General features: G+C 39.3%; 13 protein-coding genes and 1 tRNA gene. 7 read left to right on the top strand and 7 right to left on the bottom strand.

All coding sequences use genetic code 11. The features are described from left to right. Nucleotides 1-26 precede the first annotated feature (26 nt). Nucleotides 27-1,154 (top strand): radical SAM family heme chaperone HemW, encoded by a 1,128-nt coding sequence (gene hemW / locus ACVBDU_RS16515; protein WP_447180832.1) that lies wholly within the window; start codon nt 27-29, stop codon nt 1,152-1,154. Nucleotides 1,155-1,310: 156 nt separating this feature from the next. On the opposite strand, the gene ACVBDU_RS16510 is transcribed toward hemW, so the two are convergent. Next, the gene (locus tag ACVBDU_RS16510; RefSeq protein WP_447180831.1) at nt 1,311-2,276 is read right to left on the bottom strand and encodes a M20/M25/M40 family metallo-hydrolase; all 966 of its coding nucleotides are present in this window, start codon (nt 2,274-2,276) and stop codon (nt 1,311-1,313) included. Between the two features lie 237 nt (nt 2,277-2,513). Between ACVBDU_RS16510 and ACVBDU_RS16505 the strand changes: the two genes are divergently transcribed. The 4 genes from ACVBDU_RS16505 (at nt 2,514) to ACVBDU_RS16490 (ending at nt 4,722) form a co-directional block, all read left to right on the top strand. Continuing rightward, nucleotides 2,514-3,260 carry a cyclase family protein gene (locus tag ACVBDU_RS16505; RefSeq protein WP_447180830.1) on the top strand — a complete coding sequence of 249 codons (747 nt, stop codon included), beginning with the start codon at nt 2,514-2,516 and terminating at the stop codon, nt 3,258-3,260. A gap of 1 nt (nt 3,261) precedes the next feature. Next, complete coding sequence (locus ACVBDU_RS16500; protein ID WP_447180829.1) at nt 3,262-3,633, top strand: DUF4260 domain-containing protein; 372 nt, start codon at nt 3,262-3,264, stop codon at nt 3,631-3,633. Then, nucleotides 3,630-4,268, top strand: a complete 639-nt coding sequence (locus ACVBDU_RS16495) for a DUF4230 domain-containing protein (protein WP_447180828.1) — start codon at nt 3,630-3,632, stop codon at nt 4,266-4,268. The genes ACVBDU_RS16500 and ACVBDU_RS16495 overlap by 4 nt, the downstream gene beginning before the upstream one ends. A gap of 85 nt (nt 4,269-4,353) precedes the next feature. After that, the gene (locus ACVBDU_RS16490) at nt 4,354-4,722 is read left to right on the top strand and encodes an MmcQ/YjbR family DNA-binding protein (RefSeq protein WP_447180827.1); all 369 of its coding nucleotides are present in this window, start codon (nt 4,354-4,356) and stop codon (nt 4,720-4,722) included. A gap of 164 nt (nt 4,723-4,886) precedes the next feature. Here ACVBDU_RS16490 and ACVBDU_RS16485 read toward each other — a convergent pair whose 3' ends face one another. Continuing rightward, a complete protein-coding gene (locus tag ACVBDU_RS16485; protein WP_447180826.1) occupies nt 4,887-6,290 on the bottom strand; it encodes a dipeptidase in 1,404 nt (467 codons plus the stop codon). A gap of 121 nt (nt 6,291-6,411) precedes the next feature. On the opposite strand from ACVBDU_RS16485, the gene ACVBDU_RS16480 reads away from it, so the two are divergent. After that, nucleotides 6,412-6,493 (top strand) — tRNA-Leu (locus ACVBDU_RS16480). 235 nt (nt 6,494-6,728) lie between these two features. Here ACVBDU_RS16480 and ACVBDU_RS16475 read toward each other — a convergent pair. After that, nucleotides 6,729-7,268, bottom strand: a complete 540-nt coding sequence (locus ACVBDU_RS16475; RefSeq protein WP_447180825.1) for an NAD(P)-binding domain-containing protein — start codon at nt 7,266-7,268, stop codon at nt 6,729-6,731. 95 nt (nt 7,269-7,363) lie between these two features. Beyond that, on the bottom strand, nt 7,364-8,233 hold the full coding sequence (locus ACVBDU_RS16470) for an NAD(P)H-binding protein (RefSeq protein WP_447180824.1): 870 nt from the start codon (nt 8,231-8,233) through the stop codon (nt 7,364-7,366). Nucleotides 8,234-8,369: 136 nt separating this feature from the next. On the opposite strand from ACVBDU_RS16470, the gene ACVBDU_RS16465 reads away from it, so the two are divergent. Then, on the top strand, nt 8,370-8,795 hold the full coding sequence (locus tag ACVBDU_RS16465) for a winged helix-turn-helix transcriptional regulator (protein WP_447180823.1): 426 nt from the start codon (nt 8,370-8,372) through the stop codon (nt 8,793-8,795). Nucleotides 8,796-8,839: 44 nt separating this feature from the next. On the opposite strand, the gene ACVBDU_RS16460 is transcribed toward ACVBDU_RS16465, so the two are convergent. The 3 genes from ACVBDU_RS16460 to ACVBDU_RS16450 all read right to left on the bottom strand — a co-directional run bounded on the left by ACVBDU_RS16460 (nt 8,840) and on the right by ACVBDU_RS16450 (nt 11,937). Continuing rightward, a complete protein-coding gene (locus ACVBDU_RS16460; protein ID WP_447180822.1) occupies nt 8,840-9,475 on the bottom strand; it encodes a methyltransferase domain-containing protein in 636 nt (211 codons plus the stop codon). Between the two features lie 85 nt (nt 9,476-9,560). After that, nucleotides 9,561-11,081: a phosphoethanolamine--lipid A transferase EptA gene (eptA, locus tag ACVBDU_RS16455; protein ID WP_447180821.1), complete on the bottom strand. Its 1,521-nt coding sequence runs from the start codon at nt 11,079-11,081 to the stop codon at nt 9,561-9,563. After that, a complete protein-coding gene (locus ACVBDU_RS16450; protein ID WP_447180820.1) occupies nt 11,068-11,937 on the bottom strand; it encodes a phosphatase PAP2 family protein in 870 nt (289 codons plus the stop codon). Before ACVBDU_RS16450 ends, eptA begins: the two co-directional genes overlap by 14 nt. Nucleotides 11,938-11,940 lie beyond the last annotated feature (3 nt).

Raw genomic sequence — 11,940 nt, 5'->3', positions numbered from 1 at the left:
CCCGGACAATAACAGTTTAGTTTATTTTGGGAGCCATATACATTCACATACCGTTTTGTAAGCAAGCCTGTCATTATTGCGATTTTCACTTTTCCACTTCCACAGGAAAGAAGGCGGAGATGCTCCTGGCATTGCAAAAGGAGCTGGAACTCCGCAAAGAAGAGTTCCGGGATGAGGTGGTGGAAACCATTTACTTTGGAGGAGGTACCCCCTCCTTACTATCCGTAGATGAATTACACCGTATCATTGAAGCTGTTTATGCCAATTATACGGTAGATGAAAACCCCGAAATTACCCTGGAGGCCAATCCGGACGATCTTTCACAGGACAAGATCATCGGTTTGGACAGTTCACCGATAAACCGGCTGAGTATAGGTGTACAATCGTTCTTTGACCGGGACCTGCAATGGATGAACCGGGCGCATAACGGAGGGGAGGCTCATAAATGTCTGTCAGTCGCCAGGGAGTATTTTGACAATATTACCATAGATCTCATTTATGGTATACCCGGAATGGACCATATACGCTGGAGAAAAAACCTGGATATGGCATTGGAGTATGACATTTCTCACATCTCCGCATATGCCCTCACCGTAGAACCCAAGACGGCACTGGATAAATTTATCCGAAGCGGAAAAGCATCTGCTCCGGACGAAACGCATGCGGGAGAGCAGTTCACTATCCTGACGGATGTCCTTCAACAGAAGGGGTTTGTGCACTATGAACTTTCCAATTTCGGGAAAGAAGGCTATTTTTCCAGGAATAATACCTCTTACTGGCTGGGTAAAAAATACCTGGGAATCGGCCCGTCGGCGCACAGTTATGACGGAAGGAGCAGAAGCTGGAACGTAGCCAATAATGTCCTCTATCTGAAATCTTTGAGCAGGGGAGAATTACCACAGGAAACCGAGATGCTTACCACAACCGACCGCTACAACGAGTATATTATGACCGGTCTCCGTACGATATGGGGAGTTTCCCTCAAACGTCTGGCAGAGGATTTCGGTACAAAATATCACGATTATCTGTTAAAGCAAACGACAAAATATCTGGATAATGGTCTGCTGGATATCCGGGAAGATATATTGCGGACTACGCCTAAAGGTAAATTCCTGACCGACGGGATTGCCTCCGATCTTTTTTATGTAGATTAATACCTTTAGGAGATGACAGGAATTGTTTCTGTACAATTTGACCGGAAAAGCAATCCGGATTGAATTCCATTAAATGGGTCTTATTCCCCAACGCCTGTCCTGATCCTGATAATTATCGGGACGCGAGGCAGTTGATTTTTGTCATGTATTAGCATCTTAACCTTTCACTTCCGTGAACGGCAGTTTTTCCCTTTTCATGGCATTTTCTATGATCTGTATTTCCAGGTCAATGATTTTTGCCTCGGCTTCGGCATTTACTTTATCGGCATCGTCGGAGGGCATATGATAGTCCGGATGCCCGCCGGTGTGAAAAAACAGTACGGGGATCTGTCTGGTATAAAAAGAACCGTGATCGGAGCCACCGCTTCCGGCATTGTCCGTAAAGAATTTTACCCCGGCCTGTACATCTTCAAAAACAGAAGGCCAGTCGCTGCTCGTACCATACCCACCGATACCGATACCACGTTCGGGATCATAACGGCCTATCATGTCCATATTCAGCATGAAATGGATGTCTTTTAATGGTAATACAGGGTGTTCCACAAAATATCCGGACCCCAATAAACCAAGTTCTTCGGCAGAAAAAGCGATGAACAGAAAATTATACGGTTCGGTTTCTCCGTTTCCGGAAAAATAACGGGCGAGTTCCAGCAGGCCGGCCACACCGGAAGCATTGTCGTCCGCCCCGTTGTGAATAAGCCCTTCCGGTTCCGGGTGTTTGGAACTTCCCTGTTCTCCCAGGCCCAGGTGATCGTAATGTGCTCCGATAACAATAGTATAAGGGGCTTTGTTATCCAGGAACCCGATAATGTTATTCGCCTTGCGCAAACTATCTTTAACCACCACTTTTTTTACCCTGGCAATGAACGGTTGTTTATATTTCCGGGTACCTGCGGGCGATAATCCGTATTTCTTGTATTGACGCTCGATATACCGGGCGGCCTTTTTCAGTTCTTTACTGCCGGTACCCCTCCCTTTCATTTTGTCCGCGGCCAGGATGTTTATATGCTGTTGTATGATTGTGGCATCGGGCCGGACAGAGGTATCCTGGGCAAATGTTTGGAAATAACCGCTAAGGAATAATAAAACGGAACAGAACAATACTATTTTGCGTGTGGTCATCGGGATAAAAATTTACGGAAAGCAAATCTATACGTTTTGCCGGTAAGCTACAAAAAAATAACCTCGAAACCTGAAACCCGGGGCTTCGGTACATTCCGGCGGAGCCGGAACACTCAGCCACCTACGCTCTGTCCTAAAACCTAAAATTGAACTTGTAAACCTGCAACCTGGAACTTGTAAACCTGTAAGCTGTAACCCTGGACCTGCAACTTTAAGCCATTATTCCTAAATTGCAGTATGCAAACGACTATACAACACCGGGGAGTTACATACCGAACCGACCTGGACGAACCGATAGATATTTCTATCCCTTTACGAGCCTCGGAAGATAATCCTGTGGCGTGGTACCTCGGAACTCCCGAAATAACCCCCGTACAATCCGGCGACTGGACGGGGAGTGTGGAACAGGGCGCTTCCACCAACTTTAATAATATATTTTTTAATCCGCATGCACATGGCACCCATACGGAGTGTGTCGGGCATATTACCAGGGAGTTTTACAGTGTCAACGAAGTGCTGCAAAAGTTTTTTTTTATTGCGGAACTGATCTCCGTACAACCGGAAGCGGTTGGCGAAGACCGGGCGATCTTACGCAAGCAGGTGGAAAGTGCACTTTCGGGAAAAGATCCGGAAGCGGTTATTATCCGCACCCTGCCCAACGACAAAGGCAAGCTCACCCGGAAATATTCCCATACCAATCCGCCTTATCTCAAAGAAGAGGTAGCCCTGTACCTTAGAGAAACAGGGGTGAAGCACCTTTTAATCGATCTTCCTTCCGTAGACAGGGAGAAAGATGAAGGGAAATTACTGGCTCATAAGGCATTCTGGGATATAAACGGTAAAATAAGGCTGGATGCTACCATCACAGAATTTATTTTTGTCCCTGATTTCGTACCGGATGGAACATATTTGTTAAATTTACAGATAGCATCTTTTGAAAATGATGCTTCCCCGAGCAAACCGGTACTCTATAAAATACGGTGACATGAAACGGACCATACAGCTTGAAGAGTTATTAATGCTTATCCTGGGAATATATTTATTCCGGCAGACCGATTATTCCTGGTGGTGGTTTTTCGGGCTTTTTCTGGTGCCGGATATAGGAATGATAGGATATATATGGGGCGCCAGGACGGGAGCGGTTACCTATAATCTTTTGCATCATAAGGGAATGGCAATAATCTTATATTTGCTCGGGATATTGTTACAGTCACAGGCTTTACAAATGGCCGGAGCCATATGTTTTGCCCATTCCTGTTTTGATCGCGTGCTGGGATACGGATTGAAATACGGGAATTCCTTTAACAATACGCACCTGGGATTAATTGGGAAAGAGAAAAAATCAAATAATTTATGAACGATATTTTTACCTTGATGGTTGGCCTGGTATTGGGGGTTATTGCCACATACTGGTTGTATACTTACCTCAAGAGAAGACAAAGCAAGGAACTCACACAAAAGCAGTCGGTAGTATTACTGGAAAAAATACGTAGAGTGTGTAAACTGACTACAGTAGAAGGCGACTTTGCTGAGATCTATCATTATGAAAATACCAGGCAACATCTCTTAAGCCTTATATCCAGCAGAAAGAAAGCACTGATCATTATCAATGCCAAAGTGCATATAGGTTTTGATCTCCGTAAGGTGAAGATGCGGGCCGATAACAATGGAAAACGCATTGTTCTGACCGATTTTCCGCAACCACAGGTCCTGTCCATAGAGCCCGATCTCAAGTATTACGATGTGAAGAACGGCCTGTTCAACAGGTTTGCTTCTACAGACCTTACCGAACTCAACAAGGAGGCAAAACAGCATATCCTGGACAAGATCCCCGAGAGCGGACTTATGGAAACAGCCCGAAAGGAAGTTCTGGAAGCCGTTTTGCTGATAGAAACCATTGTACAGACCATTGGCTGGAAAGTGGATTACTCTGCGCTGGAAATAAAAGAAGGAGAGAAAGAGAAGATTGAAGAAAAGACAAAAGACGATTGAGGTTTATATATCTGACCAATCCTGGAGAAACAAAATGGCACCATACCCCGGAGAACCAAGTAAACACTAACATAACATCCGACATATGACTATAGACAAATTGAGGAATTATTGTCTGAATAAAAAGGGAGCTACCGAAGACAACCCGTTCGGAGAAGATACCATAGTTTTTAAAGTAATGGGAAAAATGTTTGCCCTGACTTCGCTCGACAAGTGGGAGGCAGGAGATCATTCCGTTAACCTGAAGTGCGATCCGGAAAGGACGGAAGAACTGAGAGCGGAATACGACAGCATACAGCCGGGATATCACATGAATAAAAGGCATTGGAATACGGTAGACGTGGACAGTGGCGAACTTTCGGAAGAACTCATCGGTGAACTCATAGATGCATCCTATAACCTGGTGGTGAAAGGACTTACCAAAAAACAACGCGAAAATCTCGGATCCCTCTAAAGGTGTCCGTACCGGTGAAGTGGAAAATCATCAGGAATATTCCTGCCGCAACTACCTGTAAAACGGCAGGAAGATATCGGAAACCCGATGAACAGTCATTTCGCGCAAATTCCGGAAATAGAGGTTTCCGGCTTTTATAGAGTGAGGGCTTTTTAAACATGCTCTTATGCGTTTCCTTCAGTCCTGAACAATTCCGTGAAATATTTGTAGAACAGGGGAATGGTTTCTATTCCCTTCAGGTAGTTAAAAATACCGAAATGCTCGTTGGGCGAATGTATGGCATCCGTATCCAGCCCGAAGCCCATTAATATGGTTTTGCTGTGCAATTCTTTTTCGAACAGGGATATGATAGGAATACTTCCCCCGCTTCTTTGTGGAATTGGAGTTACGCCAAAAGTATCGCTATAAGCTTTGCTCGCAGCCTGGTAACCGATATTGTCAATGGGAGTAACATACGCCTGTCCGCCATGATGTGGTTTTACAAGTACTTTCGCACCATTCGGAGCGATATTCTCAAAATGTTTTTTAAATAATTCCGTGATCTCCACCCAATCCTGGTCCGGAACCAGCCGCATGGATATTTTGGCATACGCTTTTGCAGGTATCACGGTTTTGGCACCTTCACCGGTATATCCACCCCATATTCCGTTGACATCCAGTGTCGGACGAATGGAATTGCGTTCGTTGGTCGTATAACCGCTTTCTCCGTAAACATCATCTATGTTCAGAGCGTTTTTATACTTTTCCAGGGAAAAAGGAGCTTTGGCCATTTCAGTCCTTTCCTCCGGCGAAATTTCTTCTACCTTGTCGTAAAAACCGGGAATGGTAATATGATTGTTTTCATCGTGCATGGAGGCGATCATTTTGGTCAGGATATTTATGGGATTTGCCACAGCCCCGCCATAGAGCCCCGAATGCAGATCGCGATTAGGTCCTGTAACTTCCACTTCCACGTAGCTCAAACCTCTTAACCCGGTGGTAATGGAGGGTTGTTCGTTACTTATCATTCCCGTATCGGAAATAAGGATGACATCGTTTTTCAGTTTTTCCTGGTTGCGTGCAATAAACCATCCGAGGCTTTCCGAACCTACTTCTTCCTCGCCTTCTATCATAAATTTGACGTTACAGGGAAGTACATGATTTTTTACCATGTATTCCAGGGCCTTTACATGCATAAACATCTGTCCTTTGTCATCGCAGGCACCTCTGGCGAAAATGGCACCTTCCGGATGGACATTCGTGTTTTTGATGACCGGCTCAAACGGACCGCTTTCCCAGAGCTCTACCGGATCGGGCGGTTGTACGTCATAGTGGCCATAGACCAGTACGGTGGGGAGTTCCGGATTGATGATCTTTTCCCCGTAAACAATAGGATAACCGGGGGTATCACAGATTTCCGCATGGTCGCAACCGGCCTTTAAAAGGCTCTCTTTTACGGCTTCGGCGGTGTTAAGGACGTCCTGTGAAAAAGCGGGATCGGCACTTACGGAGGGGATTCTGAGGAGTTCTATAAGTTCCTCGATAAACCGTTCTTTATTTTTTTGAACGTATGATGAAATATCTTCCATGAAGCAGAATAACTTTTAGTAATCTGATCAAAAGTACAAAAAAGATATTTTTTAAGGGACTGTCGTCTTTTATCCGAAAAATAAATTATATTTGCACCCCGATACCAAACTGTATTGTTTTGCGGGTGTGGTGGAATTGGTAGACACGCTAGACTTAGGATCTAGTGCCGCAAGGTGTGAAGGTTCGAGTCCTTTCACCCGCACTTTTTCAACTGCAAATTTGCAGTTATAAAACCTCTCAATTTTGAGAGGTTTTTTTGTTTGGGTACAACATAGGTACAACATTTTGCCATTTTTGAGTTTAGAATATGGTTTGATGCGTATTGATATTTTTTGAGATTCAAGAATATTATAGGAGTTAACCACAATAATATTTACCTTAATTTCATATTCACTCTGTCCCAAAAATAGAATGAATTTGGGACAGGAAAGCTTCCTTTAGTAGAGTACATTCTTCAAAATCTCAACTAATTCATCATATTTTGACTGGTTATTGTTTTTAAGTTTAATAAGATTTTGTAGCTTCCATTGCACAGCAGGGAATCTTTCAAAATTGTAAACGCTCCAATCCGGTGTAAGACTCTTGAAGCCCAATAAGAAATCTTTGTCTTCTTTTGTTAGGCACTCTTTGACGGCCGTTATAAGTTGATGCCTGGTTTTTTCAAAATCTTCATAGGTAAACGGGACATAGCTCATACCAGCAAAATGATTTTCCATAGCGTGCCTTTGATCTGTGAGGTTAGGATTGAGCATTTTGTGCAAAGGACGGTTGCTTCCCAATAGACAAAGTAAAAAACCTTTTTTTATTTCATCTGTAAATCCTTCGTTTTCCATTAAGTATTTGATATCGAACAAATCCCTAGGGTGCAACGATTCAACACCCCTCGAATTAGAAAGGATAACAGGATAACCTGCATTCACCAATTTTTTTGCAAGAGCTTTGCCTACTTGCCCTGACCCAATAATTCCTATTGTCATACCTTTTTTTAACAGTTAAAATTTGATAGAGTTAAATCGAAGTGGCTGAAAACATATATTCTCAGCCACTTCGTTTATTAAAACATGTAATTATTCTAAACTAAAGTTGTTTCCATGAGCTCTCTGAAAGTTTTTGTCTTTCTACCTAATAACCGCTCCAAATCACCTGATTGATATTCGAATTCACCTCCTTCAATGGCCAGTACCCAACCCGTTATAAATTCGGCAACATGACGAGCAACCCCTTGGGCAACTATCCCATCAATATATTCATCGGCTGTAATGGTGGTAAAAGAAACAGGTTGTCCTTTTATTTCCGAAAGAGTTTTTGCTATGTTGGAAAACGAAATGGAATGGGATCCACCTAATGAATAAGTTTTATTTTCGTGTCCTGGAGTAGAAAGTATTTCAGCGTGGGCTTCTGCCAATTCATCTCTTGTCGCAGGTACCATTTTTCCATTGTTTGCTGGAACTTTTATTCCAATTTCATAAGGATTGGGACCATAGTAGAACGATAAAAGGTCGGCAAAAGGCGGATGATATAAAATAGTATAATCAAGCCCAGAAGATTTAAGTACTTGTTCTGTAAAACGGTCCGATTCCGTAACTTCAGGCATAATACGTCCCGAACCTTCTTTACGCATAATTGACATATAAACCACGTGCTTTACGCCCATTTGTCGGGCAGCGGTAATTACATTATAATGCTGAGTAGATCGATCTGTAAAAGCAATTGCACTCGTTAGCATGATTTTGTCAACACCTTCAAATGCACGTAGTAATGAATTGTAATCCATATAATCACCTTCACGTACTTCTACGCCTTTCGCAGCTAAGTCTTCTAGATTTTCTTTTTTTCGAGAAAGTCCAATAACTTGACTTGCAGGAACATTTTTTTTTAACAAATGCTCAACCGTACTTTTTCCTACTACTCCTGTGGCTCCTGTTACTAAAATTTTTGTCATGATGTAATATTTTTTATTTCAAATGATTAAATTTGCTTTTACTTTGCAAGTAGTAGCCAGGACTAATTACTTGTAAAATGCAAGTATAAAAGTAAATAATTACTTTTAATATGCAAGTAAAAAAAATGTAAAATTTATGAAAACAACTGAAATGCGATCCAATTGTCCAATAAGTTCATCATTGGATATTTTCGGAGACAAATGGTCGTTATTAATTGTGAGGGATTTAATGTTACATAAATCTCGTACTTACGGAGATTTTACAAAATCTGCAGAAAAAATAGCAACGAATATATTAGCGAACAGGTTACAGCTATTGGAGGATAATGGAATAATCACCAAATTGCCATATCCAGGCAATAAGGTAAAAGGACTGTATAGGCTTAGCCCAAAAGGTATTGAGTTAATACCTGCTTTGATAGAAATAGCTCTCTGGGGAGGGAAAAATATATCTAACACTGATGATTGTTCGCCGTTCCTCAAAGAAGTAAAAAAGAACAAAACAAAATTTCTAAAAAAGATTATGGATAACCTGTTGGAGGAGGAGACGAATATCAATTAGGCTCGCTATAAAGCAAAAACAGCCCCTCTGAAAATGACCATTTTTTACAAATCCCTTTTTTTGCAGGTAATATACCAAAACCGTTGTGAGGGTTTATTATCCATAGCTTTTGTTGGTTCACTAATCTCTCTGGCATCTATTAAGCCGTAATTACGAAAATCTATTTCAATTGAATCTAAATCATAAAAGAACAAGGTGACCCCGTTATTTTTCTTAAATGTATCCGGACTGATTTCTTCCCCTTCGCCATATCTAAAGTCTTTTTTCGAGATGGATACAAAAACCATATCCCCACCGGGTCTAAGCTGGTTATAGCAATTCTTTATCAACTTTGTTCGTTCTTTGTGGTTTAATAAATGGATTAAAGAATAACTGAATATTCCATCATACACTTCTTGGTCAAACGGCATTGAACTGGTAGAGCCGTGGTGTATTTTTATGCTTTCTCCAAAATACTCTTTTGCTATACCAATTGCTGTTTCGGAAATCTCTATCCCAGCTACCTTGAGTCCATTGTCAAAAAAAATCTTGGCATTTCTACCGTAACCAAACCCGGGTATCAAGATTTTATTTAAGCCATTTTTTTTAAATAATTCCACTGTTTCAACAGCAGAATCCGCAGGTTCCCATCCCCACATTTCTTGTCTATCCTGAAAACTTCTCTCCCAAAATTCTGCCATATTACCTTTACTTTATTTACAAGTTTTGTCTTCCATAACTTCACATTTAAACTCTTGTTCGTTTGCGATTGCTATAAACAGTTACTTATTCAAATATGCTCATATTTTCATCGTAAATAGGACTTTCTATTGCTAAGAAATTCAAGATACTATGAAAAACATGATTTTGTGATAGTGTTTCGTTGGACTTCAGTTTTTTAGAGCCATCTGATAACCATACTATAAAAGGAATTTCTAATTGTTCTTTAGGTGCAAAAGCTGCTGGTATTCCATGCATGTACAAATTATTTTCTCCTAAAGATTCACCATGATCTGAAACGAACAACATCGTACTGTTATATTCCTTTAATTCCTTTAAATCGTTAATTAAACTTGCAAGTATATAATCTGTATAAACAATGGTATTGTCATAGGCGTTTACAAGCTCTTCTTGGGTACATTCTCCTAGTTCAACACTTTTACAAACTGGCGTGAACTTTTCAAATTCGGGTGGGTATTTGTTGTTATACGATGGCCCATGACTTGTACTTGTATGTAAAACAATTAATATTTTATCTTTTTTACTTGCTAAAATTTGCTCTTTTAACCCTTTTAAAAGAATTTCATCATAATTACAAACTTGTCCCTCACAAACTGCTTTTAAATCCTCTTTTTTTAAAAAGTTTTTGATATGAACAGGAGGTTCTCCCCAATTTGTGGTTCTCCAAATAACTTCTACATTATTTCTAAATAAATAATTAGGCAAAATCTCATAAAGCTTACCAGAATTTGTGTGTTCCAATATACACTTTACACCTGCTGTTGTGTATGTGGCGCAAGAAGTTGCATTAAAACTGTGAAGACTTTCAACCTTAGACAATAGCGGATTAGTAAGTTTTTCATATCCATAAAGTGAAAAGTTTTCACTCCTTGCAGACTCTCCAATAACTAAAACTGCAATAGACTTTACATTGTCCTTTATTTTCGCATCGGGCAATAAAATCTCTTTTTCATTTTCTTTACTCTTATTAATATAGAATCTTGAGGTGTTTACCATATACGACCAAGGCATTGCCAAGGCACCTAACTTGGTTGAATTTTTATCAATCCATCGCCAATTGCCACCATTAACAAAAACAAAAACGATAAGAAAAAGCAATGTCAAAGAAAAATTAATTAAAAATCTCTTGACTGTTTCTTTAATAATTTTAACCTTAATTATAAAGATTACAGGAATAAGACCTAATAAAATTAAATACACAATCAATTTAAAAAAAAAGAAACTACTGGCTTCTTCGTAATTGGTGTTCAAGATATTACCAACCATTGTAATATCCATTATAACATGATAGGTATTTACAAAATAGGCAACAATAGCATTGACAATGAAAAAGAAAACCAATAAAATTTTTCCAATAAATCGAGAAAGAAAAAATATAAGATATAATACAAAAGCATTTACAACGAGCATTGCAATTACTAAAGAGACAATAATGGTAATTCCGCTAAAACTTTTATAATCGAGTGCATTAAAAACGTACTTAAAAAAAGGATAGTGAAATAATAAGAAATTAACAAAACTTGCTATTAATACAAAATGAACTAATTTGACACTATTTTTTAACATAAATACAAGTGATTATTATTAATGTTGCCACCAAACTAACTAATGAAAAATAAAATATCATTAAATTTATAGCGACTATTTTGTTTATTAAAGCAATCGCTAAGGCAGAAAACAAAACTATAGATATAGGGTAATATTTTTTATTTGTTATCCATGTCCACGGATTAAATTTTTTAGTAATAAAAATACCTGTAAGAGCCGCTAAATAACCTAAAATACTTCCAACTATAACATCTAAAGGATAATGCGCTCCCACACCAACTCTTGTAAACGCAATAATTAATCCTGTGCTGAAAATGAAAAGGAACCATGCTATTTTGAATTCCATTTTTTTTGGCATAAATGCAAAGAATACAGATACAAGTATTGTAAAAGTCGTAATGGAATGTCCTGAGGGTAAGCTATTGCTTCCAGAAAGTGTTCTTCCGATAATTACAAAACTATCCCTATCAAACATAGCAGCAGGTCTAGGAACAGCAAGTATTTTTTTAAATAGGTTTGAAAAAATACTTGAAACAATTAGAGCCGTTATTAATGACTGCCAAAATTTAGGTGCTTTAACCATAAATAAAGTCAAAAAAGGCAGAAATATAAGTACGTTTCCTAGCTGGTTTAAGTTATATTGTAAACTCGAAAATTGTGATAATTTAGAATTTAGATAAAAGAATAAATCCTTTTGAATATGAGCATAAGCCTCAACGGAAAAGGCATCTTCTTTAAAGAGAAACAAAGCAATTAACAACAATAAAAATAGAGGAAGAAAAAGAGAATTTAATCTTAAATTATTAAAATTATTATTTACGCAAGCATCCAATTCGGGATTGTTTAACAGTAAAGAATTTAATCTTTTATTCATTTC

The sequence above is a fragment of the Sinomicrobium endophyticum genome, assembly GCF_052983315.1.
The sequence above is the reverse complement of the archived record's forward strand: the minus strand, read 5'-3'. Positions and strand labels throughout refer to the sequence as shown.

Excerpts from the sequence above, each read along its gene's own strand:
- ACVBDU_RS16450 (WP_447180820.1), bottom strand. The coding sequence starts at position 11,937 with ATGAATAAAAGATTAAATTCTTTACTGTTAAACAATCCCGAATTGGAT.
- ACVBDU_RS16490 (WP_447180827.1), top strand. The coding sequence starts at position 4,354 with ATGACTATAGACAAATTGAGGAATTATTGTCTGAATAAAAAGGGAGCT.
- ACVBDU_RS16500 (WP_447180829.1), top strand. The coding sequence starts at position 3,262 with ATGAAACGGACCATACAGCTTGAAGAGTTATTAATGCTTATCCTGGGA.
- ACVBDU_RS16465 (WP_447180823.1), top strand. The coding sequence starts at position 8,370 with ATGAAAACAACTGAAATGCGATCCAATTGTCCAATAAGTTCATCATTG.
- ACVBDU_RS16510 (WP_447180831.1), bottom strand. The coding sequence starts at position 2,276 with ATGACCACACGCAAAATAGTATTGTTCTGTTCCGTTTTATTATTCCTT.
- ACVBDU_RS16470 (WP_447180824.1), bottom strand. The coding sequence starts at position 8,233 with ATGACAAAAATTTTAGTAACAGGAGCCACAGGAGTAGTAGGAAAAAGT.
- ACVBDU_RS16475 (WP_447180825.1), bottom strand. The coding sequence starts at position 7,268 with ATGACAATAGGAATTATTGGGTCAGGGCAAGTAGGCAAAGCTCTTGCA.
- ACVBDU_RS16485 (WP_447180826.1), bottom strand. The coding sequence starts at position 6,290 with ATGGAAGATATTTCATCATACGTTCAAAAAAATAAAGAACGGTTTATC.
- ACVBDU_RS16460 (WP_447180822.1), bottom strand. The coding sequence starts at position 9,475 with ATGGCAGAATTTTGGGAGAGAAGTTTTCAGGATAGACAAGAAATGTGG.
- eptA (WP_447180821.1), bottom strand. The coding sequence starts at position 11,081 with ATGTTAAAAAATAGTGTCAAATTAGTTCATTTTGTATTAATAGCAAGT.
- ACVBDU_RS16495 (WP_447180828.1), top strand. The coding sequence starts at position 3,630 with ATGAACGATATTTTTACCTTGATGGTTGGCCTGGTATTGGGGGTTATT.
- ACVBDU_RS16505 (WP_447180830.1), top strand. The coding sequence starts at position 2,514 with ATGCAAACGACTATACAACACCGGGGAGTTACATACCGAACCGACCTG.